This window comes from Teredinibacter franksiae (assembly GCF_014218805.1).
Lineage (GTDB): Bacteria > Pseudomonadota > Gammaproteobacteria > Pseudomonadales > Cellvibrionaceae > Teredinibacter > Teredinibacter franksiae.
Map to the genome: position 1 here is coordinate 3,503,019 of NZ_JACJUV010000001.1, position 24,275 is coordinate 3,527,293.

General features: G+C 47.3%; 20 protein-coding genes. 13 read left to right on the forward strand and 7 right to left on the reverse strand.

The window, feature by feature from the left end; genetic code table 11:
• Positions 1-5: 5 nt before the first annotated feature.
• Positions 6-602, reverse strand: coding sequence for a LemA family protein (locus H5336_RS14895; protein ID WP_185235050.1), 597 nt, complete (start codon positions 600-602; stop codon positions 6-8).
• Positions 603-938: 336 nt separating this feature from the next.
• Here H5336_RS14895 and H5336_RS14900 point away from each other — a divergent pair, with 336 nt between their 5' ends.
• Positions 939-2,117: an acetyl-CoA C-acyltransferase gene (locus H5336_RS14900; protein ID WP_185235051.1), complete on the forward strand. Its 1,179-nt coding sequence runs from the start codon at positions 939-941 to the stop codon at positions 2,115-2,117.
• 10 nt (positions 2,118-2,127) lie between these two features.
• Here the strand turns inward: H5336_RS14900 and H5336_RS14905 are convergent, their stop codons facing one another.
• The 4 genes from H5336_RS14905 to H5336_RS14920 are packed head-to-tail and all read right to left on the reverse strand — an operon-like array spanning position 2,128 to position 5,527.
• Positions 2,128-2,703, reverse strand: coding sequence for a BON domain-containing protein (locus tag H5336_RS14905; RefSeq protein ID WP_185235052.1), 576 nt, complete (start codon positions 2,701-2,703; stop codon positions 2,128-2,130).
• Complete coding sequence (locus tag H5336_RS14910) at positions 2,704-3,288, reverse strand: SIS domain-containing protein (RefSeq protein ID WP_185235053.1); 585 nt, start codon at positions 3,286-3,288, stop codon at positions 2,704-2,706.
• 24 nt (positions 3,289-3,312) lie between these two features.
• Positions 3,313-3,675 (reverse strand): YraN family protein, encoded by a 363-nt coding sequence (locus H5336_RS14915; RefSeq protein ID WP_185235054.1) that lies wholly within the window; start codon positions 3,673-3,675, stop codon positions 3,313-3,315.
• Positions 3,665-5,527, reverse strand: a complete 1,863-nt coding sequence (locus tag H5336_RS14920) for a penicillin-binding protein activator (protein WP_246439105.1) — start codon at positions 5,525-5,527, stop codon at positions 3,665-3,667. The genes H5336_RS14915 and H5336_RS14920 overlap by 11 nt, the downstream gene beginning before the upstream one ends.
• 72 nt (positions 5,528-5,599) lie before the next feature.
• Between H5336_RS14920 and rsmI the strand changes: the two genes are divergently transcribed.
• The gene (gene rsmI / locus H5336_RS14925) at positions 5,600-6,451 is read left to right on the forward strand and encodes a 16S rRNA (cytidine(1402)-2'-O)-methyltransferase (RefSeq protein ID WP_185235055.1); all 852 of its coding nucleotides are present in this window, start codon (positions 5,600-5,602) and stop codon (positions 6,449-6,451) included.
• A 114-nt stretch (positions 6,452-6,565) separates the two neighbouring features.
• On the opposite strand, the gene H5336_RS14930 is transcribed toward rsmI, so the two are convergent.
• The gene (locus tag H5336_RS14930) at positions 6,566-7,468 is read right to left on the reverse strand and encodes a DNA-binding response regulator (RefSeq protein WP_185235056.1); all 903 of its coding nucleotides are present in this window, start codon (positions 7,466-7,468) and stop codon (positions 6,566-6,568) included.
• The gene (locus H5336_RS14935) at positions 7,465-10,905 is read right to left on the reverse strand and encodes a hybrid sensor histidine kinase/response regulator (RefSeq protein WP_185235057.1); all 3,441 of its coding nucleotides are present in this window, start codon (positions 10,903-10,905) and stop codon (positions 7,465-7,467) included. Before H5336_RS14935 ends, H5336_RS14930 begins: the two co-directional genes overlap by 4 nt.
• Before the next feature lie 333 nt (positions 10,906-11,238).
• Here H5336_RS14935 and urtA point away from each other — a divergent pair, with 333 nt between their 5' ends.
• From urtA to H5336_RS14990, 11 genes are all read left to right on the forward strand, one after another.
• Positions 11,239-12,492: an urea ABC transporter substrate-binding protein gene (gene urtA / locus H5336_RS14940; RefSeq protein ID WP_185235058.1), complete on the forward strand. Its 1,254-nt coding sequence runs from the start codon at positions 11,239-11,241 to the stop codon at positions 12,490-12,492.
• 125 nt (positions 12,493-12,617) lie between these two features.
• Positions 12,618-13,544 (forward strand): urea ABC transporter permease subunit UrtB, encoded by a 927-nt coding sequence (urtB, locus tag H5336_RS14945; RefSeq protein WP_185235059.1) that lies wholly within the window; start codon positions 12,618-12,620, stop codon positions 13,542-13,544.
• A 15-nt stretch (positions 13,545-13,559) separates the two neighbouring features.
• On the forward strand, positions 13,560-14,711 hold the full coding sequence (gene urtC, locus H5336_RS14950; RefSeq protein WP_185235060.1) for an urea ABC transporter permease subunit UrtC: 1,152 nt from the start codon (positions 13,560-13,562) through the stop codon (positions 14,709-14,711).
• A gap of 9 nt (positions 14,712-14,720) precedes the next feature.
• Positions 14,721-15,467, forward strand: a complete 747-nt coding sequence (gene urtD / locus H5336_RS14955) for an urea ABC transporter ATP-binding protein UrtD (RefSeq protein WP_185235061.1) — start codon at positions 14,721-14,723, stop codon at positions 15,465-15,467.
• Between the two features lie 29 nt (positions 15,468-15,496).
• Complete coding sequence (gene urtE / locus H5336_RS14960; protein ID WP_185235062.1) at positions 15,497-16,186, forward strand: urea ABC transporter ATP-binding subunit UrtE; 690 nt, start codon at positions 15,497-15,499, stop codon at positions 16,184-16,186.
• Positions 16,187-16,247: 61 nt separating this feature from the next.
• Positions 16,248-17,480, forward strand: a complete 1,233-nt coding sequence (gene fmdA / locus H5336_RS14965; protein ID WP_185235063.1) for a formamidase — start codon at positions 16,248-16,250, stop codon at positions 17,478-17,480.
• Positions 17,481-17,561: 81 nt separating this feature from the next.
• Positions 17,562-17,915, forward strand: coding sequence for an FmdB family zinc ribbon protein (locus H5336_RS14970; RefSeq protein WP_185235064.1), 354 nt, complete (start codon positions 17,562-17,564; stop codon positions 17,913-17,915).
• A gap of 681 nt (positions 17,916-18,596) precedes the next feature.
• On the forward strand, positions 18,597-18,896 hold the full coding sequence (locus tag H5336_RS14975) for a glycoside hydrolase family protein (protein ID WP_185235065.1): 300 nt from the start codon (positions 18,597-18,599) through the stop codon (positions 18,894-18,896).
• Between the two features lie 3 nt (positions 18,897-18,899).
• On the forward strand, positions 18,900-19,529 hold the full coding sequence (locus H5336_RS14980) for a glycoside hydrolase family protein (protein ID WP_185235066.1): 630 nt from the start codon (positions 18,900-18,902) through the stop codon (positions 19,527-19,529).
• 124 nt (positions 19,530-19,653) lie between these two features.
• A complete protein-coding gene (locus H5336_RS14985; protein ID WP_185235067.1) occupies positions 19,654-20,571 on the forward strand; it encodes a hypothetical protein in 918 nt (305 codons plus the stop codon).
• A 744-nt stretch (positions 20,572-21,315) separates the two neighbouring features.
• Complete coding sequence (locus H5336_RS14990) at positions 21,316-24,162, forward strand: vWA domain-containing protein (RefSeq protein WP_185235068.1); 2,847 nt, start codon at positions 21,316-21,318, stop codon at positions 24,160-24,162.
• Positions 24,163-24,275 lie beyond the last annotated feature (113 nt).

Sequence of the window (24,275 nt, forward strand, 5' to 3'; positions counted from 1 at the left end):
AATACTTAAAATGAAACTTTTGGGGCAGCTTGAATCGCTGCGCTGTCTTCAAATTCCAATAGCTCAGCATCTTTTGGGTGGCCAAACATGTTGGCGAAAAACACCGGCGGAAAGCTCTGTCGAAAGGTGTTGTATTCGGTCACAGAATCGTTGAAGGCCTGGCGAGCGAAAGCTACACGATTTTCGGTAGAGGTTAGTTCCTCTGTCAGTTGTGCCATGTTGGCGCTGGCTTTTAAATCGGGGTAGGCCTCCATAACCACATTCAGGCGTCCCATGGCGCTGCTGAGCATACCCTCTGCACCGGCGAGCTCTTGCATGGCGGCGGCGTCACCGGGGTTTTGGGAAGCAGCTTTTAGGCCAGCGAGAGCTGTATTGCGAGCAGAAATAACCGCTTCCAGCGTTTCCCGCTCGTGAGAAAGGTAGCCTTTAGCGACCTCAACGAGATTGGGGATAAGGTCGTAGCGACGTTTTAACTGCGTTTCGATCTGTGCAAAAGCGTTTTGATATCGATTTTTAAAGCTCACCAGTTTGTTGTAAATCGAAATAACGTAAAAAACAATACCAGCGAGAATTACCAGTGTGACAATGGTGGATACGGACATAAATAGCGCTCCTGCATTTTAGTTGGCCCCAGTCTAGCGAGCACACGAGTGAATGCCAAGTAACGTCATACATTTGGCTGTGTCGCAGAATACATTATACGAATGCTAGGCTTCTCACGCTGCGTGCGGGTTATCGGCTTTAGGGTTGACCGGCCCGATTACACCATTAAGTTGCATTGTATGCCAATATTTATGGTTGTACTTCATTTGACAAATAACTTGGTAAACCTTGGGTGTATGCTAGAGGTTCCGAGGGGTTATAAACCGTGTTTGGAACTGCTGTGTTTTGTAGTTTTTCGGTTTACGTTGACTAAATACTCATAGGGAGGCTTTACCATGAGTGAGGCTATCGTAGTTGTTGGTTTCGCAAGAACGGCAATGGGTGGTATGCAGGGAGCATTTTCAGACGTTTCGGCTCCCGAACTGGGTGGTTCAGCCATTGCTGGCGCTATCCAAAACGCGGGGATGCAGGCCGACCAAGTTGATGAGGTGCTAATGGGGTGCGTGCTCTCAGCAGGATTGGGGCAGGCTCCCGCAAGGCAGGCATCGCTTGCCGCGGGGGTTGCGCGTAAAACTCCCACTACCACTTTGAATAAAGTGTGTGGGTCGGGGCTGAAAACCGTGATTATGGCGCACAATGCGCTGCAGTCGGGGTATGTTAATGTGATTGTTGCCGGCGGAATGGAAAATATGACGCGTGCACCCTATATGCTCGACAGAGCCCGCGGAGGTTATCGGCTTGGGCACGGCGAGATATACGACCATATGTTCCTAGACGGGTTACAGGATGCCTACAGTAATGACTTAATGGGCAACTACGCTGAAGCAACAGCTGAAAAATACGGTTTTACCCGAGAGGCGCAAGATGCTTTTGCCATTGAGTCGCTCACTCGTGCAAGTAAGGCCATTGCTGAAGGTAAGTTTGAGCGGGAAATAACACCGGTTACGGTAAAAACTCGCAGGGGCGAAACCATTATTACCGTTGACGAGCAGCCCGGCAATGCGCGGCCGGACAAAATCCCTAGCCTGCGGCCGGCATTTAAAAAAGATGGAACGGTTACGGCGGCTAACTCTAGTTCTATTTCCGACGGTGCAGCGGCGCTGGTGTTAATGCGTGAATCCGACGCGCTGGCGAAAAAGCTTCAACCCATTGCGCGTATTGTGGGTTGCAGTGAGCATGCGCAAGATCCCGAGTGGTTCACCACAGCACCGGTTGGGGCGGTGAAAAAACTGTTGGAGAAAAATAATTGGTCGGTTGCCGATATCGACTTGTTTGAAGTTAATGAAGCCTTTGCGGTTGTAACAATGGCTGCGATGGAAGAGTTGGGGCTGGATAGCCGCAAGGTTAATGTTCACGGCGGTGCCTGCGCTTTGGGGCACCCATTAGGCGCTTCGGGCGCGCGAGTATTGGTTACTCTGCTAGGCGCACTGCAGACCTACGGAAAAAAACGCGGTGTTGCCACTTTGTGTATTGGTGGAGGTGAAGGAATAGCGGTTGGTGTAGAAATGATCTAAACCGGACTGCTTACTCGATGTACTCAATGGCGCGTATAACTTTTTTAATGCCGCTGGTGCTGGCAACAACATCTGTCATTTTGTCCGCTTGTACCAGTGTCATTATCCCCATTAGAAACACAATTTCATCTTCTACAATCACCTTGACTCTACTCGCGTCAATATCGCGGTGGGACATAAGTTTACTGTTGATCTTCAGTTCTAGGTATTCGTCGTTGGTGCGGGAGAAAAAATCGGATTTTTCCCGCGCCTGCAGTTCGTTGTAAACCTGTCGTACTCGCGCTACTTTGCGCGCTGTTTTCCCTGCCAGTTCGTAGCCCTCTTTTGTGGGTACTTCTCCTGTTAGCAAAACTATCTGGTTAAAGCTGTACACATTTATGTGGGCTTTATCGAGCTCTGGGCTGGCTTTACGAATATTAACCGCGACAATGGTGCTCAAGCTGGAGTCGTCAATTTTGTCTCCCATAGAGCGCTTCCCTGGGTCAGTGTTAATTGGCCCGTTGGTGGTAGCATCTACAATGGAAACGCACCCAGAGATAATTGCCGGCAGCGTGGCAAGGGTAAGTAATACCAACAGCTTTTTCATTTATTCAATCCCGAACAGCTTGTTATCAATTAAGTCGCAAAGGCAAAAGATAGTGAGCAAGTGAATTTCGTGTATACGACCACGGGAATTTATTGCGGCACAAATCTCTATATCGTTGACATCAAGTAGTGCAGAAATATCCCCACCGTCGCGCCCAGTAAGCGCGACAACCTGCATATTTCGATCGTGGGCAGCGGAAACGGCTGCAATCAGGTTGCTCGAATTACCGCTGGTGCTCAGACTAACCAGAATGTCACCCTCGTGGCCGAGGGCACGAATAGGTTTGGCGTAAATTTCGGCGTAATTGTAGTCGGCGGCAATGGCGGTATAAGTGGAAACCGCGCTGCCTAGCCATATGGCCGGTAAGCTGGGGCGCTCTTTCTCGTAACGGTCGAGTAGTGAAGAGGTGAAAATTTGGGCGAGCGCAGACGAGGTGCCATTGCCGCATATCATAATTTTTTTATCGTTGAGAAGGGCGTTTACCATAATGTCGCTGGCCTGCTCGATCATGGGGGCGAGCTCTTCTCCCACCTGCATTTTGGCTTCGACACTGCTCTGGAATAAATTATATATACGTTGGTTCATTAAGTTGCGCTACTGGGAGTGAGATTAGAATGCGTCTTGAATCCAGGACATTTCGTGGCCGTCTATCCCTACAACATCAAAGCGCAACGGCATATTAGCAGAATGACCTTTTTCTAGTAGATAGGTTTGCGCAGCACTTACCACTTTTTTCTGTTTGCTCTTTGTTACTGTTTCGACGGCGCTACCAAAAGCATCGGACTTGCGCATGCGCACCTCGACAAAAACCAATGTTTCAGCGTGCTTAAGAATAAGGTCGATTTCGCCGGTTTTACAGCGATAGTTGCGACAAACCAGTGTCAATCCCTGCTTTTTCAGGTAGGTGAGCGCCGCATCCTCGGCAGCGTCACCAGATGACTTTTGCTTTCGGGTAAAAAGCTTAAGTGTCATCAGCACTGAGAACGGTGGGCATGGGGTAGGCTCTGCCGCGTATAAATTGTGCCCAGGTTTGTTCGCGAATAACGCGCTGTTGGTCGTCTAAGCTGAGTTTGCCGGTGTTGCCGTAGTAATGAGCGTTGCGGACTTGCACCAATTGGCGTAGACGAGGGTACAGTTGAAAGGCATCAACGCCGAGGGCGTATAGGGGTTGATAAGATGACGCGCCGTTGGCAAAACTATCGATAGACTGTTTTTCGGGTAGCTGCGCGTTAAAAAACCAAGGCAGAGTGGCAAAGCGAATGCCGTTCATGTCTCGGTCGGCGTTGCTGTCTATTTCACCGTTATAAATGTGGCTGGTGGAATATACAGGAATCTGACCGGCGTAGTGAAAGGCGAGAATGGGTTTTATCTGCCGTGCTTGGGTAGGGTGAGCAACTAAAAATATAAGGTCTACGTCTTTGCGGGGACGGGGTTCGGATTCGACTTTTTGCCCAAGAATTTGTCGTATACGGCGCGCGCGTTGTTGGCTAGCCTCCACACTCATGGCATCGCGAACAAGGTTGGAATAGTTTCCTATACCTTTAAAACGGAAATCACCGACTAATCGCCCGCCGTTTGCTTCCCAGCTAGCGGTAAATGTAGCCGCTGCACGATCGCCCCAGCTACTGGCGGGGGCCAGGATCATCGCCCTGCGGTGACCGTCGCGCCAAGCGCGTTCGGCGACTTGAGAGGCTTCATCCTCCACACCTAGACCAAACTGAAACAATTGGGCAGTAATTCCCACTGGATTTTCAGCGTAGTTGAGAGCCAGAGTGGGCACAGGTAATTGCTCGCGCAGCGCCAGTTCGTCGATTTGGGCTTTATCTAAGGGGCCTATTACAGCCTGGGCGCCTTCCAGTATTGCCTGATCGTAAAGGATGTTGATATCACGGTCATTGGTGTCGTAAAAGCGCAGGTTGGGTACTTGATCGTCACTTTCGGATAGGCGGTAAAACGCGGCCATTAAACCATCGCGTATGGCTTGTGATGGCTTGGCCAGCTTTCCGCTGGTGGGTAGAAGTACGGCGACTTGAGTAGCTTGCTCTTCTACGAGCTGTTTAAGCAGTTGTAAATCGGCCGGCAAGCGCAAGCTCGCGGGGTGTTCTGGCCAGCGCAGGGCCCAGTCTTCCACGCTTTGCAATTGCAGACGCATATTGGTTTGGTTGTTTTTACTGAGTGCCGCTAGGGTGTACCAACCCTGCTCCAATGGGTTGCTCTGCATTTGTGCTTCCATCTGCAGATCTTGGTGGGGTAGCTCCATAAGTGCCAGCCAGATTAAGTCCTGATTCAAGTCTCGTGCTTCCTGCTGAGCGAGGTTATGGCGTTCGAACACAGCGTCGATTGCGAGTCGTTCTGCTACACAATCGCGAAATTCGGCCAAGTCACAGAGGAGATTTGCACGTAGCTCCCGTGCAATAATTTGTCGCTCAGGTTCAATAGTGGCAAGAATGTCGATAAAACGGGGTTGCCACAGGTAGCGTTTGGAGACAAAGTGTTCGCCCTCGGCTAAAGCAACCTGTGCCGACAGCAGCGAGTATGTGAAATAATGTCTATCGTTTAGGCCGCTGGCGAAAAGTGTAGCAAGCGTATTGCGTGCCCAGTCGAGTTCGTCCGTTAGGTACATGGAGGCCGATGCCTCCAGTAGTAGCGCTGCGCGTTCTTCCCCCACTGTGCTCTCGGCTTCGGTCAGAAGCTTGCTAATATCTTCGGTTGAGAGTGCTGTAGTTGTTTCTGCCGTATCCTCCTTCACCGAGGCCGGGCCGCAGCCGCTAAGTGTGAGTGCGCCACACAGTACTAGGCCTAGGCCCATTAATTTGACAGACAATATAGATCTCAAAACAAAAAGCCTGAACACAGATTCCCCCAACGCATTAGCCTAAAGGCCGAAATATAACAAATGAGCAGCATGAACGCGCTATACATAGTCGCAACTCCCATAGGCAATCTTGATGATATCACCCAGCGGGCCCTGGCTACCTTACAAAAGGCAGACATTATAGCGGCAGAAGATACTAGACACAGCGCCAAGCTTACTCAGCATTTTGGTATTACTACACCCCTGATCGCCTATCACGACCACAGTAACGAGAGCCAGACATTACGCTTGCTAGACAGGTTGAGCAAGGGTGAGAGCATAGCGCTGATTTCTGATGCGGGTACACCTCTAATCTCCGACCCCGGATACCGGTTGGTGAAGCTGGCGCGTGAAAAAGGTATCGCAGTCGTGCCCATTCCGGGTGCCTGTGCACTTGTTGCGGCTTTAAGTGCAGCGGGCTTACCCTCAGACCGCTTTTCCTTTGAAGGATTTCTACCTGCAAAAAATGTCGGGCGTAACACGCGCCTAGAAGCGCTGGCGACCGATACCCGCACGCTAGTGTTCTATGAATCACCTCACCGTATTGTCGAGTCTCTGCAAGCCATGGCACAGGTATTTGGGTGCGACCGTCAGGTAGTGCTTGCACGTGAAATTACCAAAGCCTACGAGACCTTCCTCTCGGCTACCTTCTCGGAATTACAAGGGATGATGGCAGCCGATGCAAACCAGCTGCGTGGAGAAATGGTGGTAATGGTTCAGGGTTATGTGGCGCCGGAACAAAATGACGAGGCACTAGAACCCGAGGTGCAACATACCATGCAGGTATTAATGGCAGAATTACCGGTTAAGCAGGCTGCCGCGCTTGCCTCTAAATTAACAGGGATAAAAAAGAACAAATTGTATAAGTGGGCGTTGGGTAAAAAAGCTGAGTAAATAATTGTTTTTGACGCTGCGTTGTTCGCTGAATCTACCGGTAATAGAGGGAGGCTATTCTATTTTTTGCCCGTTACATTATTTGATATTTGCCGAGCTTTCCAAACCTAACGGCTACCGCTCCAATGAATGCAAGACTTTAGCTGCCGCAGCGGTTCTATTGTCCACTTCTAATTTTTTGTATACCTGCTCTAGGTGCTTGTTTACCGTGCGTGGGCTAGTGCCTAGTATCAGCCCTATGTCGCGGTTAGTTTTACCGTGAGTGAGCCAGCGGAGAACCTCCGATTCGCGAGCCGTGAGGTTGAAATTTTCGCACAACATCAGGATTTCGTTCGGTTTACTTTTGTCGATGATACGCAGCAAGACTTCATCGGGGCCGCTATTGCCAACGTATACTAATCTTATTGATCTGTTTGGAAACTCTAGGTCTATGCCCATACCAATATTGGGATTATGCTGTAGCCAAACTACCAATTCATGCTCAAGTTCTTGCTTGAGCCAGTTATTGTTGTCGGCAGCGTCGAAAATTTTATGAACCTGAGGTGTGGTCCATAGGAGTTGGCCGCGATTGTTTACGGCGAACACGCATTGGCCCGCAGTGTCTAATGCGGTTTGTGCACTGCGGGTTAGGCGCGAATTCGCTAGATGTACGCGAATTCGCGCAATTAGTTCGTTGGTAACGATGGGTTTGGTTATATAATCCGTACCTCCACATTCGAAACCTTTTAGGACGTTTTCTGATTCTTTCAGACCAGTCATAAATATAACCGGAATGGCTTGTAGTTCTCTGTCCGCTTTTAGCGTGCGGCAGACCTCAAAGCCATCTATTTCTGGCATTACCGCATCAAGTAAAATAATGTCGGGGTTCATGCGCCGTGCAATTCTAATTGCCTGGTCACCTTCCAGTGCTACCAGTGTCGACATGCCAGCACGTTCAAGTGTATCGTTTAGCATGCCGACGGTTTCCGGTGAATCATCAACAACCAATACCAGTGGACTGTCCTTTGTGACGTTCATTGACCTAAGACCTGTGGAACTTCTTTTAGAGTGTTTGGCTGATACTTCAGCGCTATAATTGCGTCAAATTGAACACCGTAAATAAGTTGTTTAAGATGCTGGATGAATGCCTTACTTGCCAGTTGTTTCTCCTCAATGTCGCCAATCAATTTTTTTAGCCCTGACAAGTTACCTATTTCGGCAAGTCTAGAAAATTTCTCAACAATTTCGTTATCGGGTAGCTGATCTGCGCTGCACCTCAGTGCTAAAGATTGATGTTGAAAATTTGGGGTGGAAACTAGTGGCTGATAGTCCCATTGCAACTTTAAATGCAAGCAGAGTTTGTCAAGCAGGCCCTGCATTTTTATAGGTTTTACTAGGTAATCGCTGTATGGCACTTTAGGGGCATCGGCGCTCGGTTTCTTATCGTTATTTTCGCGTACAACGGCAGATATCATTACGATGGGCACATTGTATTGACGCGCACGCAGTTGTTCGGCGAGTTCCAAACCACTGATTGTGGGCATAGAAATATCTAGCAGGAAGATATCGGGCAGGGAATCGTTACACGTTTTTAGGCAGGCTTCGGCGCTGGGTGATTCTAGAACAATAAACCCGAGGGGTGACAGCATGTCACTGAGCAGCCCGCGATGAGAGGCATCGTCATCGACTACTAGGATAGTCTTTCGGGCGCCCTTGTATCCGTAAACCCGATGATTGGCCAGTTGTGCGCTATGGGCTTTGACTACTTGAGAAAGCATAAGCCAGACTTTAAAAGTACACCCACCTTCAGGATTGTTCTTAACCTCAATATCTCCGCCCATAATATCAACAAGCAAGCGTGAAATTGTTAGACCTAAACCGGTGCCCGGCACTATCGGTACTCCTGGTCGACGCACGCGTTCAAAGGGCTTGAAAATGCGTTCAAGTTCCTCTTCCGGAATACCAACACCAGAATCGCTAATCGTAAACTCGGCAACCTGGGTGCGGTACTTCAATGAGACGTGTACATGGCCATGCTGCGTAAATTTGATAGCATTGGATATTAGGTTGATAAGAATCTGGCGTAAGCGTTTTTCGTCGGTGGTAACGTATTCTGGTAATGGTGTGATTTGATTGTATTTAAACGAAAGCCCCTTTTTTTCGGCTTGTAGTTGAAACATATAAACGACTTGGTCCATCAGGTCTGCTATGCGCACTTGGTCACGATGGATATCTAGCCTTCCTGCTTCTATTTTAGAAATATCCAGCAGGCCCTCAATTAAATCGGACAGGTGTTCGCCGCTACGCCGAATAACCGACAACTGATAGCGTTTTTCTTCGCTTACGGTTTGGTCATTTTCCAAAAGTTGCGCATAGCCCAGAATGGAGTTTAGCGGGGAACGTAGTTCGTGGCTTATACCACTAAGATAGCGGCTCTTGGCGCTGTTCGCCGCTTCGGCCTTTTCTTTAGCCGCTTGTAATTCGAGGTCGGTTTTTTCGTGTGCTACGATTTCGTCGCGAAGCAGCCGATTCTGACGTTGAGATTCGTCTTGGGCGACCAATCGACTTTCGTGGGCCAATACGTATAGCCAAGTAATTACGCCGGCGACTATCATCAGAATAAAAAATACTTTCCATAGCATGGTTTCCATCAGCTGATCGGTTTCGGCGATGCCGACGATGCTATTACTGTAAACGAGCGTAAGTAGAATGCCCGTTATCCCTGCAATTAGCATAAGCAGAAGCCCGAAATGTACCAGTCGTGAACTGAGGTATGCGGTCAATTTTTTGGGGAGGAAACTATTGAAGAATTCAACAATCATGTCGGGCAGTTTTTTCACTGGCTTACATAAGTCATTACAACGTGAATCAAGTGAGCAACAAAGTGAACAGATAGGGCCAGAGTAGGCAGGACATTGGGCAATGTCTTCCAGTTCATAACTGTTCTGACAAATACAGCAGCTGGAGGATTGCTGCGCGGAATCTATCGTGTCGATGAGTTCTATATGATCGCGGGCAATATAGAATTTACTACGTGTAATGACGGCAATAGCGGGCGCAAGAAAAAAGGCAGTACCCAGCGAAATAAAGTGGGCTAGGGCCTTGGCAGATTCGCCGAATAAATCAAGGTAGCACAATATGCCCACCAATGATGCGACAAACATTGAACCAACGCCGACCGGGTTAATGTCGTGAAGATAAGCTCGCCTAAATTCTATGGAGCGTGGACTTAAACCCAGAGGTTTATTTACGATTAAATCGGCTACCAGTGCACCTACCCAGGCAACGGCGACGATCGCATATACACCTAAAGTATTTTCGAACGCGTGATAAACGCCCAATTCCATTAGTAGTAATGCGATGGTCACATTAAAAAAAAGCCACACAACGCGACCGGGATGACTGTGAGTTAATCGTGAGAAGAAGTTGGACCAAGCAATAGAGCCTGCGTAGGCATTTGTGACATTAATTTTTAGTTGAGACAAAATAACAAAAATGCCAGCTAGTAGCAAAGCCGTGTCGGGGTTTTTAACAACGTAGCTGAATGCCATTATATACATACGTGTGGGGTCAGACGCATGCTGCGGACTTGCACCGTATTCCAGTGCAAGAACAGCTAACAGCGATCCGGCGAATATTTTCAATATTCCAACGATAATCCATGCGGGGCCCGCCGATAGGAGCGCGACCCACCAGCGGACACGGTTTTTCTTTGTTTTTGGTGGCAGAAAGCGAAGGTAGTCTACCTGTTCGCCAATTTGAGCTATGAGTGAAAACATTACCGCTGAGGCTGCGCCAAAGTAAATAATATTCACATTATTGCTGTTGTTTACCGCGTGCTGATCTAGGCCTGGAAATTCTGTCCAACGGTTAATAATTGAAGTTTCTTGAATAAATAGAAAAACAAACGGGGTCAGTTGAAGAACTACCCACAAAGGCTGTGTCCAAACCTGGAAACGGCTGATAAGTGTAATGCCATGGATAACAAGAGGCAAGGCCACTAGTGAGCACAATATATACCCTATCGCCAGAGGTATGGAAAACAGCAGCTCTAGCGCCATTGCCATAATTGCGGCTTCAAGCGCAAAAAAAATAAAAGTAAAAGAGGCGTAAATTAACGAGGTGGCGGTTGAACCGATATAGCCGAAACCTGCGCCGCGGGTGAGTAAGTCAATATCCACCCCATAACGGGCGGCGTAATAGCAAATGGGGATGCCCGCAAGAAGAATAAGAAAGCCAACCACAAGAATAGCAACCGCAGCGTTGTTAAAACCATAGCTAAGAGTTATGGCCCCACCAATAGCCTCCAGTGCAAGAAACGAAATTGCACCCAGCGCAGTAACGGCTACGCGTGAAGCGCTCCAGCGTCGTGCGCTCTTTGCTGTAAAGCGCAAAGCATAGTCTTCCAATGTTTGGTTGTTCACCCACTGATTGTATTTTCTTCGAACGCGAAATATTTCTTGGGTGGGATTCATTTCTTACTGCTCACATTTAAATACCAATTTAGTGCGCATGCACCATGTTGACGCCAATTTTTCTGGAAAGGCACCCCCAATCGCCCTTGTAGCAAGAAAAGAAACCGTCGTGCCTGTCGGGCTGCAAACATCGAGCCGCACACTTATTCATATCGTTTGTTGCATACGGGTGACCGTAACACCCTGATGAATAGCGCTGATATGCGTTAAATGACGTAGGTGTGTGCGTAGGTTGGCGAATAGGGTTCGTGGTGGATTTCCCAGATAATTCGTGCTGTAAGACATTCATCTGCGATCCAAGTGTGGATCACCCCCTAAAAGCGAGAAGACACTATGAGTACTCACTATCTTTCCAAAAACAGAGTCGCGCGTATGCTGCGTCGAAATTTCTCGGCCGCGTTGGGTGTGGGCGCTGTTGCGTTATTACTAGCGACAAACCCATCGGTGGCTGCAGTCAATACCACGGGTTTAGCGGTAACCGATACTGAAGTGACGGTTGGTATATTGCACTCAGTTACCGGCACCATGTCTATCAGTGAAACCGGATCGGTACAGGCAGAAAAGTTGGCCATTGAGCAAATCAATGCCACGGGCGGCGTACTCGGTCGAAAAATTAAGTTTATTCAGGAGGATGGCGCAAGTGACTGGCCAACCTTTGCCGAGAAATCGAAAAAGCTTTTAGTAAAAGATAGGGTGGCCGCCGTATTTGGGTGTTGGACATCGGCCTCGCGTAAAGCGGTACTACCCGTATTCGAGCAGTACAACGGCATGCTGTATTACCCGACTTTTTATGAGGGGTTGGAGCAATCGCCCAATGTGATTTACACAGGCCAGGAAGCTACACAGCAAATTATTGCGGGTATCGACTGGGTTGTAAAAGAAAAAGGTGCGAAGAAATTCTTTTTGCTGGGTTCCGACTATATATGGCCGAGAACATCTAACAAGATTGCTCGAAAGCATATCGAGAAGATTGGATTAAAGGTGGTGGGGGAGGAATACTACCCTCTAGGTCACACGCAATTCAATTCTGTAATCAATAAAATGAAATTGAAAAAGCCGGATGTTATATACGCAATTGTCGTTGGTGGTTCAAATGTCGCTTTTTACAAGCAGTTAAAGGCGGCGGGAATTGATATGACAAAAGAGAAGCCCGCACTACTTACTATCTCTGTTACCGAAGACGAGATTAGAGGTATAGGTGGGGAAAATATTGAAGGTGCTTATGCGGCGATGAAATATTTTCAGAGCCTAGATAACCCAAACAATAAGGCGTTTGTAAAGGCGTTTAAAGAAATGTGGGGAGAAGATATTGTTATTGGTGATGTAACCCAAGCCGCCTACCTGGGACCATGGTTGTGGAAGGCCGCAGTTGAAAAAGCGGGTTCATTTGATATTGACAAAATTCGGGCCGCATCTCCGGGTATTGAGCTAACAACCGCACCAGAGGGTTACGTGAAAATTCACCCCAATCACCACCTCTGGTCCAAAACTCGTGTAGGTCTTGCGCAACCCGATGGTCAATACAAGGTGGTATATGAAACCGACGAACTAATGGAACCAGACCCCTTTCCAAAAGGTTATCAATAAGCCGGAAAATCTTAAAAGCGCGTGGGGTTTGTAGAGGGCTCCACTCGTTTGAAATACCTGTAATCACAATCGATTTTATACATGTATTAGGGTGTAAAACCGGAAGCTAGCGAGAGGAGCAGCGCATGTTCTCTGAGTATTCTACGGCAGAATTGATGTCGATATTTGCCATGCAAGGGTTTGCCGGCCTTATCTTGTTTTCGGTATTCGTATTAATGGCACTTGGCTTAGCCATTATCTTTGGACAGATGGGTGTTATCAATATGGCGCATGGAGAGTTTATGATTCTCGGTGCATATGTTACTTACCTAATTTCCAATTTGTTTTCTGAATACATGCCGGCTCTGTTCAGCATGTACTTTTTCTTGGCAATGATTGTGGCCTTTTTTGTCGCCGGAGGGCTAGGTGCATTTGTAGAGTGGGCGATGATTCGACACCTATACAAAAGACCTCTCGATACCTTATTGGCAACCTGGGGTTTAAGCCTGATATTACAGCAATTTTATCGTACGGTATTTGGCGCGCGGGAGGTGGGGGTTAGTCTGCCAGATTGGCTAATGGGATCCATCCCCCTTACTGATGTCATCGACATACCCATAAACGGTTTGTTTGTAATGGCTTTAACGCTGGTCATTTCCGTGAGCGTGTATTTGTTGATGTTTAAATCGAATTGGGGGGTGCAGGTTCGTGCTGTAGTGCAAAACCGGCCTATGGCCGGCGCAGTGGGCATCAATACCGAAAAATCTGATCGAGTAACCTTTGCACTTGGTTGCGGTATCGCTGGGGTCGCAGGCTCTGCCTTTACTATGATCGGCTCTACAGGGCCAACAGCCGGTCAGCTCTATATTGTTGATACTTTTTTGGTTGTAGTTTTTGGTGGCGCACAGAGTTTGCTGGGCACAATTGCTTCGGCATTCACCATTTCTCAGGCGCAGTCTAGTATGGAATTCTTTCTGAGTGGATCAATGGCGAAAGTATTAACGCTGTTGGTGGTGGTTGGCATTCTGATGTTGCGCCCCCAAGGTTTGTTTGCATTGAAAATTCGCCACTGAACGGAGAGCTGGACTATGTCGATTAAAGCAGTAACGGCCTTTATGCCAAAACAGGATTTGGTGGGTTTTATAGTTTTGGCAGTCATTATTTTCGTCGTAATGCCTCTGGCAATGGATATTTTTCGATTAAATCTTGTAGGAAAATATTTGACCTATGCATTTGTCGCAGTGGGCCTAGTTTTATGCTGGGGTTACGGGGGTATTCTCAGTCTGGGACAGGGTATTTTTTTCGGTCTTGGTGGATATTGTATGGCGATGTTTTTAAAGCTAGAAGCCTCGACGCCCGAGGCTACGGCTATCCAATCTACACCAGGTATTCCAGATTTCATGGACTGGAATCAACTAACAGAGTTGCCTTGGTTCTGGGAACCCTTCCACAGTTTCTCTTTTGCAGTAATTGCAGTGATAGTAGTGCCGTCTATTTTTGCCTATATCGTTGGTGTGGCCATGTTTAAGCGCCGTGTGGGAGGTGTCTATTTTGCAATTATTACTCAGGCAGTGGCTTCAATTCTAACCATTCTGATTATTGGTCAACAAGGTTACACGGGTGGTGTTAATGGCATCACGGATTTGCGCACCTTACTCGAGTGGGATATTCGCAGTGATTCGGCGAAATATATTCTCTATTTTGTTAATGGGATTTTGCTGTTTGCCTGCTTGCTGTGCGCGCAGTTTGTGCGCAAGAGCAAATTGGGCCGTATTTTGCTGGCGATGCGTGAGCGCGAAGATCGCGTGCGGTTTACCGGTTACGATGTTTCCGATTTCAAAATATTTGTTTTTTGTTTAGGCGCGGCGTTTTCGGCTATTGGCGGCGCTATGTTCACACTACAGGTGGGTTTCATGTCGCCATCATTTGTCGGCATAGTACCGTCCATCGAGATGGTGATTTTCTGTGCGGTGGGTGGCCGCCATTCAATTATTGGGGCGGTCTATGGAACTCTGCTGGTTAACTGGGCGAAGACAACTTTCTCTGAATCTTTACCAGAACTTTGGTTGTTCGCAATGGGAGCATTGTTTATTGGAGTGGTGATGGCATTTCCATCGGGCCTAGCAGGTGTTTACAAAATGCATATAGAGCCTCGCATACAGAAAGCCATGAAAAAGATACGTGATGATTATGAAAATTCACGTGCTGTAAAGTCTGAGCAGTTAGGCGCAATAGAGTAGGAGGGTAAAATGAAAAAAGAAAATGATTTTGTCTTGTCTGTGGAGGATTTAACCGTTTCTTTTGATGGATTTAAAGCCGTAAATGATCTCTCCTTCTACGTTGAGGAAAACGAAATTCGAGTTATTATTGGGCCCAACGGTGCGGGAAAAACTACGGTTTTAGATTTGATTTGCGGGAAAACGAAAGCTACAGACGGGTCTATTAAGTTCCGAGGGAAAGAGCTTACGAAAATGTCAGAACATGCCATTGTTCATGCTGGCATTGGGCGTAAATTCCAGAACCCGTCGATTTATGAAGATCTCACGGTATTTGAAAACTTAGAAATCTCTTTCCCTCGTGGACACACCGTTTTTGGTGCTCTAGCTTTCAAACGCGATGCCGAAGTGACGGCCTCTGTAGAGGAAGTGGCCGAAACTATATTTTTGTCTGAACATCTAAACAACACAGCGGGACTTTTAAGCCATGGGCAAAAACAGTGGTTAGAAATTGGTATGTTGTTGATCCAGAAACCTGACCTGCTAATGCTGGACGAGCCTGTAGCTGGTATGTCTGTGGCTGAGCGAAAGCAAACGGCCGATCTACTTAACCGTATCATCAAGGACCGCTCAGTGATAGTAATCGAGCACGATATGCAATTTGTTGAAGATATCGCTCACCGAGTAACGGTAATGCATCAAGGTAAAGTGTTGTCAGAAGGTTCTATGGATCGTGTTAAAAAAGATCCAAAGGTTATTGAAGTGTATCTCGGACATTAATGTAGTGAGACAGCAGCGAGGATGAGCACATGTTTGAAGTTTTAGATCATACGGTTGGTTACGGGCAGAGTGAAGTTATTAGCAAGATGAATTTCGATATAAAGAAAAACGAAATTGTCGCCATAGTGGGTCGCAATGGCATGGGAAAGACAACATTAATGAAATCGCTTATAGGCATGATTCCAAGTGTTTCGGGTGAGATTAAGCTTGGAGGGAAAAACTTGGAAGGCTTGAAAAGCTATGAACGGGTAGCCTCAGGAGTTGCTTTTGTTCCACAGGGGCGAATGATTTTTTCTACGATGACGGTCAGCGAAAATATTAAAACCGGCCTTACAAGCGTAAAAGACAAAGATATTCCAGAGTATTTGTACGAATTATTTCCGGTTCTAAAAGAGATGAAGTTTCGTCGTGGCGGCAACTTGTCGGGCGGACAGCAGCAGCAGTTGGCCATTGCTAGGGCTCTAGCAAGTAAGCCAGATTTATTGCTTTTGGATGAGCCAACAGAAGGTATTCAGCCTTCAATTATTCACGATATGGCCAGAAACCTGAAACGTATTCGTGATGAAATTGGCTTGTCGATTATTGTTTCCGAACAGGTGCTTAGTTTTGCTTTGGATATTGCTGATCGAATATTTGTAATTGAGAAAGGGGAAATTGTTCGTGAAGAAGACCGAGCTTCGGTCGACGAAAAAAAAATAGCGGCCTATTTGTCTGTGTAAATGGGCCTCTAAGCGGCGTTAATAATATTGCATTTTTATCAATCGATAACTGGAGTACACCATGACCGAAACGATAATCAAAATTGATTTGAATTCTTCCCCTTACGACAACGAGAAGATCCACAACCGTTGGCATCCGGATATACCGATGTGTGCGATGGTTAAACCTGGGGATGACTTTATTGTGGAGTGCCACGATTGGACAGGAGGCCAGATTAAAGATAATGACGATGCTTCCGATGTGCGTGATGTGGATTTAACCCAGGTACATTTTCTTTCTGGGCCTGTGGGTGTGGAAGGCGCAGAGCCAGGCGATTTACTTGTAGTGGATATTCTTGATATTGGCACATTTCGCGAAAGCGAATGGGGATTTAACGGATTTTTCTCGAAAAAGAATGGTGGTGGGTTTTTAACCGAACACTTCCCCGAAGCGCAAAAATCTATTTGGGACATAAGCGGAATGTTCACTAGCTCTCGGCACATACCGAGTGTTGAGTTCGCCGGATTGGTTCATCCGGGTTTAATTGGCTGTCTCCCTTCAAAAGAAATGTTAGAGGAATGGAACACCCGCGAAAAAGAACTCTACGATACCGAGCCAGACCGTATGCCGGCACTCGCTACGCTGCCCTATGCGGACACCGCACACATGGGCACTATGAAGTCGGAGGAAGCCAAAGAAGCCGCAGCGGAAGCTGCGCGAACCGTACCCCCTCGGGAGCACGGGGGCAACTGCGATATCAAAGATTTGTCGCGGGGGTCGAAGGTCTATTTCCCTGTGTACGTTAAAGACGGTGGCCTAAGTGTGGGCGACCTGCACTTCAGCCAGGGTGACGGGGAAATCACTTTCTGTGGTGCTATCGAAATGGCCGGGTGGATTCACATGCGCGTGAATCTGATAAAAGACGGTATCGCCAAATACGGAGTCAAGAACCCCATTTTTAAACCAAGCCCTATTACCCCAACCTACAATGACTACCTTATCTTCGAGGGTATTTCTGTTGATGAGCAGGGCAAACAGCACTATCTGGATGTACACATTGCGTATCGTCAGGCCTGCCTGAATGCAATTGAATACATGAGTAAATTCGGTTACTCAAAAGCGCAGGCCTACACTATATTGGGGACCGCGCCGGTGCAAGGGCATATCAGCGGGGTGGTAGATATACCCAATGCCTGCGCCACAGTATGGGTGCCCACAGAAATATTTGACTTCGATATTCAGCCCGGGGCTGATGGGCCAACCAAAGAGCTGGATGGCTCCGTTGATGTTCCTCTCGCGCCTGATTTGGACTAATCGAAACCCGCGTTCTATGCACAGGGACGTACTAGGGCGGGTGTAATCGAACCGTAATGAATAATTAGTGAGGTAGTTTCTATGCCTGTTTATGATTACAAGTGTGCTGAGCACGGAGTCTTCCACGAACTCGCAACACTCAACGATGCAGCAAAGCCGGCGGCATGCCCCACCTGCAAGGGGCTATCAGGCCGGGTTATTATGGTAGCCCCCGAATTTTTGGGTATGGATCCGCATAAACGAAAGGCCGAAAGCACTAATGAAAAATCACAGCATCAGCCGGAATTTTCAACGGTAGATCGGCGGCAGCAAGATCATCACCATAAAAATGGCTGTGGTTGCGATAAACGCAAGCCAGGGAAATCAAAATTAATGTACACCGCAAATGGAGAGAAAATGTTTCCCTCTGCACGGCCGTGGATGATTAGTCACTAGGCGTTGTATATCCGCTATGTTGGGTCGCGTGCTTTAAAGAGTATCTTTGGACGCTTTCAATAGGTATTGGAAGCGTCTTTTTTTTATTTGATGCTCGTTAGGTTTTGACTAGATGCACACATCCTGGTGTGGACTATTTATTAGAGGGCTTTCGCCTTAGGCGCAAATGGCTAATGCCGGAGCTATATAGATAAGGAGGCGTTACAATCGCTATTAAAGGCCGACTAAACGACCTCGATCTATAATCTCCTTCGAATTATTTCGGTACAGCGCTGAAAAAAGAACGCTTTTAGTAATCGGCCAAATTTCATTACCTGATATGTCAATCCTGTATAGCTTATAGCACCTCGCTTTTTGGGTGACGCCTATCCACTACGCCAGCAGCCTAAGGTTTAAGCGGACACCGGATGCGGTGAGCTACTCGCGGGCCTCGAGATGATAGTGCGGGCGTTTTTCAGCCATTCTGCGTTGCCCCCCCTGGAAAATCGCAATCTTTCTATGCAAACTTGAAAGTTGGGTGAGCATAGCGTGTATCGCAATAGATAATAAGCATTAATAAATGGTAATAAGTCATAGAAATTCTAGTTAAATAGGGCGATTCTATATGCGATATAGGGTGTTGTTAGCCGTTTTTGTTGTGGGGTATGTGCCTGTGAGGGGGATTCGGTTACTGAGCAATCCTTGAAAGTGGCTCCCCAGCCACTATACCGCGATCACAAATATGATGGCGCAGCAGATCCGGTGGTTATCTGGAACAGCGTTGAAAATAAATGGTTTATGTTTTACACCAACCGCCGTGCCAACGTGCCCGGTTTAACCGGTGTTGATTGGGTGCACGGAACGCCCATTGGCATTACTGAATCAGAAAATGGTGTTACCCGGCAATTCCGGGCGGATGCCAACATTGATTATGCTGTAGATAAACCTATCTGGTGGGCACCGGATGTTTTTTACGGCCGCGGTGAATACCTTATGTATTGAACGGTGGTACCAGGCATATTCGATAACTGGAAACACCCGCGTTACATAATTCATCTGACCAGCCAAAACCTGTTGGACTGGCAGTATCAGAGCAGATTATCGCTCAATACAGAGAAAGTCATTGATGCCGATGTCGTTAAAGTCTCCGGAGGTAAGCATCGTCTGTATTACAGCTATGAGCCCGACGGTAAGTCCATTTACTACGCCGAAAGTTTGGACCTGTATTCATGGCAAGATAAAGGCAAGGTAAACGTCGATAGCCGTGGGGAAGGGCCGGTGGTGTTCCAGTGGCAGGGTTATTGGTGGATGATCGTCGATGCTTGGAAGGGCTTAGCGGTATTCCGCTCAGAAGACATGGAGCGTTGGCAAATTCAACCAGACCGGTTGTTAGAAGCTCCCGGTACTGGCATTGACGATGGTGTGAAGGGCGGGCACCCCGATGTGTATGTGAGTAACGGTCGGGCTTATCTATTTTATTTTACCCACCCAGGCCGTACCAAGGAAAACGGGCATTTAGACAATAGTGAAACGCGTAGAAGCTCTATTCAATTGAGTGAGTTGAAATTTGTAAATGATTGGTTGGTTACAGATCGGAATGAGCCCGTATATTTACAGTTGGTGGCTCAAAAATAGACCGTGCTGATGGCTTCGGCTGCGCGCTCAGTAGAGGATGAGCGGGGGTTTTGCAAGACAAAACGAATGGAAATTAACGAATGGACATTATTGCCCTTTAAGGATTTTTTACGTGAGGCGAGTTATGGATAAGCGATTGGTGGTAATGCTTGGAGCTACATTCACAATGATGTTGGCGGGGCCTGTATTTGGGTGGCATATTGCCAATGATTGTGAAGGCGAGACGTTAGGCGGGCGCCCCGCGGACATAGAGGGGGTTTTCTGGGGTGCAGAAACGACCCTTAGCAACGAGCAAGTCAGTACGGGCGCACAAAGCTGTAAGTTTGAAATTGCTGCGGGTTCAGAAGGTTGGCCATCCGAGGGTGGGCCTTTAGAGTGGGGGGCAATATTTTCATTTTTGGAGGATGTAAACGTTGGGCAAGAAGTGTGGCTTCGCTTCGACCTTTTTATTCCAGCCGGGTTTGATATTTGGACGAATACTGGAATGCTAAAATTTATTCGATTAGGAACGCGAATCGATACGCGGTCCACGGGTGCAATGGATATTTTGATGGGAGTTCCATCAGCGTCTCTTTGGAGCGCGGATTTAGAAAGGGATGTGAAGCCGCCGTTTGTTGCGAGTTTTGAGGGTGCGCCAAAATTAAAAATGGTTGGCTCAAGGCCGAGAAACGACGTGAAAACAGGCGTGTGGGAAACCTATGAGGTGTATGCAAAGATAGGCGTGAGCGGTGAGGCTGATGGCGGGCAGTCTATTGTTCGGGTTTGGAAAAATAATACTTTAATCGCTAATTTGGCCAATCAAATAACCGCTGTAGATGAAACCGGTAGAATGACTGGGCTCTATCTCTTCACCTATTGGAACGGCACAGCAAGGTCAGATCAACACGCTTATATGGACAACCTTTTCATTACCAACGAAAAGCCAGCGAATATAGATGAAAATGGAAACGCCTTTATTGGTGGAGAAACCTATGTAAAGGAATCTCAAAATAGTCAGATTTCAGTTATTACGGCGCCCAAAATGACGCAACTGGCGAAATAGGATGAACTTTGTTATTGCGCTAACACCATGGTCACCTCTATTAGTTGATTTTGGGCTTTCCAGGCCGCGCAGAGTCCAAAAGTAATGTTTAGAGGTGCCCCTATTGTTCGCGCTGTTTTTAAACGTTTGGACTGTACCAACTGACCGATAAGCCTGGTATATGCCTAGAGTATTACCTTCTTTGCAAGCCGTTGTTTATTGTGACGCGCTGCCCCTTTCGAAACTTTCATCAGAGTACATGACTCTCTTGCTGGGCTGGCTAGAGGCGCTCATGCCACATTCTGGTTTTCTAAGCGGTTTTTCTTTTCCTACACAGGAAAGCTTGGAGCGGTCTATAACGCCTGAGCGCTATCGCTTGTAATTGCACACTTTATAGGCGCAAACAAGTGGGCGCTTGATCTTGGCGCGCAGAGTTTAGTTTGACCGTATCCTCGTTGAAATTCATTCGGTTTGGTTTTTTCTAGCATCGGTAACAACGCGTTTATTCAGTATTAAAGTAGGCTTGTTCATTGTGATTATTACCTTAGTTCAATGGCGCTGCTGGTGTATGGTGCGCGGAGCTGGAGTTGACCTTTTATGTTTACGTTTAAAATAACGCCATAACTATAGGCTCTTGCGTCGTAAGCGATGTGCGTTTAATCATGATTCACAATAGAGTCCATACAGCCTCTGGTGTGGCTAATTTGTTAAGCCATAAGCTTGCTAGGAATGCTTTTATTCATGGAATTAATAAGGATATTAATTATGAAGAACCGAAGATGTCATTTTTTAAGTTTAGCCTCGGTCGTCTTTCTCAGTATTTTTGCGCCGTTAAGCGCCAACGCTGGTGACGGCAGTATTGATTCATCAACGGGAAATATGGAATTTGAAGTCAATTTTCGTTATCCGCCTAGTACGTCTCAAATAACCGATGCAAAAAAATCATTGACGCTAATGAGTCAAATGATCTGTGATGCCACCGACGGGCAAGTTCAAGTCACGGATATTCGCCTTACGGGCGGAGCGGTAGAAGAAGATAAAGCCGCTTTTTGGTATTACTCCGGCCCCTTTCGTTCGGGAGGGAGCATATTTTCTGATGGTAGCAGTTTGACGCGTCTGGGGAGCCATTTGTCGCTTTCGGATAGTGCGCAATTTAGAGCCGATGTACTTGCCCATGAAATGGGCCATCATGCCTTTGGTTTGGGGGAGCAATACGACGAGCAGAGTCGCTTTGGGGGGCCCTGTGGCATTGGCAGAGGCTTCGAGGCGGCGAATCTAGGGGAGAGGGATCATTCCTTAATGCAGCAATCTGGCTCGGCAGTCTGTGTGGGGGGCGCGGATGATGGCGACTTTTGTCGTTGGGATTCCGAGTGTGGCAGCAACAATTGCCAGCCCGAACTCATGAGTGAATTTAGCGTGGTGTCTAATCATGACTTGTTACAGGGAAATAGTACTGAAGCATCGTGCACCGATAGTTTTTATACCGGCGGCTATAACACGATCACCAGCCGTTGGGAATCCACTATGCAAACCTTGTGGCACGGAGGCGATTCGGACTGGGAAACGTTGGTAGAGAATTATTCCTTTATTACGGCGCCCGCCGGAAAACCAATAGAGGCTCCTCAGGCAAACTGTTTTATTGCCCCAACCTTTGATGAGGATATCAGCGGTAGTGATCAAGTGTTACTGGTTATCGATCGGTCCGACAGTATGTCTTGGTCTAGCCGTGATGATATTGTCGAAGTGTGTGATAACGGTTCAGATGATGACGGTGACGGCGATGTTGATGAGGCTGAATGTGCTGAATCCCGTATTAGCTTTGTGGCTGGTGCTGGCCGTGCGTTTATCGATTTACAGCGTAACGCAGGTATCGAAGTAGGCTTGCAGCAATTTAACTCAAACAACAATATTGTTCGGTCTATCGCAGCTCTGGATAGCAGTAATTCCAATGCGTTCAAGACGGATATAGACAACTTGAATCCATCCGGAACAACGGCGATTGGTAGCGCGCTAGAAGATTCTCTCGTACATTTCAATTCTGTTGCCGCAGCTGGTCGTTCGCAAACCGCTTTCTTACTCACAGATGGTTACAGTAATAGTGGGCCAGATCCAGAAAGTAAAGTTCAGGACCTGAAAGATGCCGACATTCGCATGTTTACAATACCCGCTGGCAGTGCAGCAGACGTTGAAGGTTTATCTGAATTGGCCGCTGGTACCGGCGCATATATGATTGCCGCAGATCCGATAGATGAGCTAACGGCTATTTATGCAGAACTTGCTGGCCAGTATTCGGGGGCAGGGCTAATTCTACCGCGTACGCCTTTTACGCTGTTGGGTAACGACAAGTACTGGGAGGAAGACTGTAAGAAAACCCAATACTGTGACAGGGAAAACTTCCAGGAACAGGAAAAAGCAAGGTTGGGCTCGGCAATAGCCAGAGGTGGCAAGGCCGATGCTCAGCAAGCGTTCGAGCTAATAGTGGAAAAAAATGCCGATGCCCTAGTGGCGTTTATTTCTGGTCGCAACCAACATATGAATACCTGGAGCCTTAATTTAGAGCTACACAGTCCAGATGGGTCTGTATTCAAAAACGGTTCGCCAGAATTTGTATACGATCCCTATTATATTTTCTTTCGTATACCTAACCCAGCGGCTGGTAGCTGGAAGTTGATCGCTGAAGCGTCTAGTGCAAGCGTGCAGGAGTCCATTGTGCTGAGCTTTGTTGAAAACCCAAAGCCAAAGCTATTGGCTGACGTACGGCCTCGAATAGTGGACCCTTCAACACCGGTTAGTATTTCAGCGTCACCTATTTATGCTATCGATATTGAAGGCGGCATTAGCCTGAAGGGTAAGGTAACCCGGCCAGACGGCAGTGTGAAATCAATCTCCTTGGTTCATGACAAAATGGGTGGTACATGGACGGCGGACTTCAACGATTATGTTGGCAATGGCGTTTATGAAGTTACCCTCGACCTAAATGTAAATGCTGGTGCGAAAACCATGCTTGGAGAATCAATATTTGATGGTCCGGAACGCATGCCAATTGATGTTGTACCCTTTGTTCGCAGTAAAACGCTCAGCTTTCATGTTATTAAGGGCTCATATCCCGAGTGTAAAAATGATGACTGTGATGGCGATGGTATTCCAAATAAGCGTGAGTGTGGGTTTGATATGGATAAAGACGGCGTGCCTAATGTTTGGGATACAGATTCTGATAACGACGAAATACCCGACAGTGTAGAGCTTTTATGGGACAAGAATAAGAATGGTATTCCCGATTCGTGTGATAACGAGAAAGGCAAATACGATGATCTTATTCAACAGCTGAAACTACTCTTCCTTTTAGAATCGCGCGCATTAGACAGTGTTTGCGATAAGCAATTTAAATTGGCGATTCAGCAGGTGGAGCAATCAATTACAACCTTAAAAGAGTTGATTGAGATCAGTGGCGACGCAGCCGATGAATTGATGCGCCTTTATGAGCATCAAAGTAAGCTTTATGAGGTGCTGCAGAGTGGCAAATTACAGTGCGAGGAAGTGGTTAAGGTTCGGAAGGAGCTGGAAGAAATTTCTCGATCTATTCTAGCGGTACTTGAAAAACTGAATCAGTAAGCGATTATGGCATAGTCCTACGGCGGCCCTAGTAAAGGGCCGCTATTAAAACGGACCCTAATCGGGCACATCCGCAGAAGTGCTCCCCCCCCAAACTATCTTTCGCGTTTAGC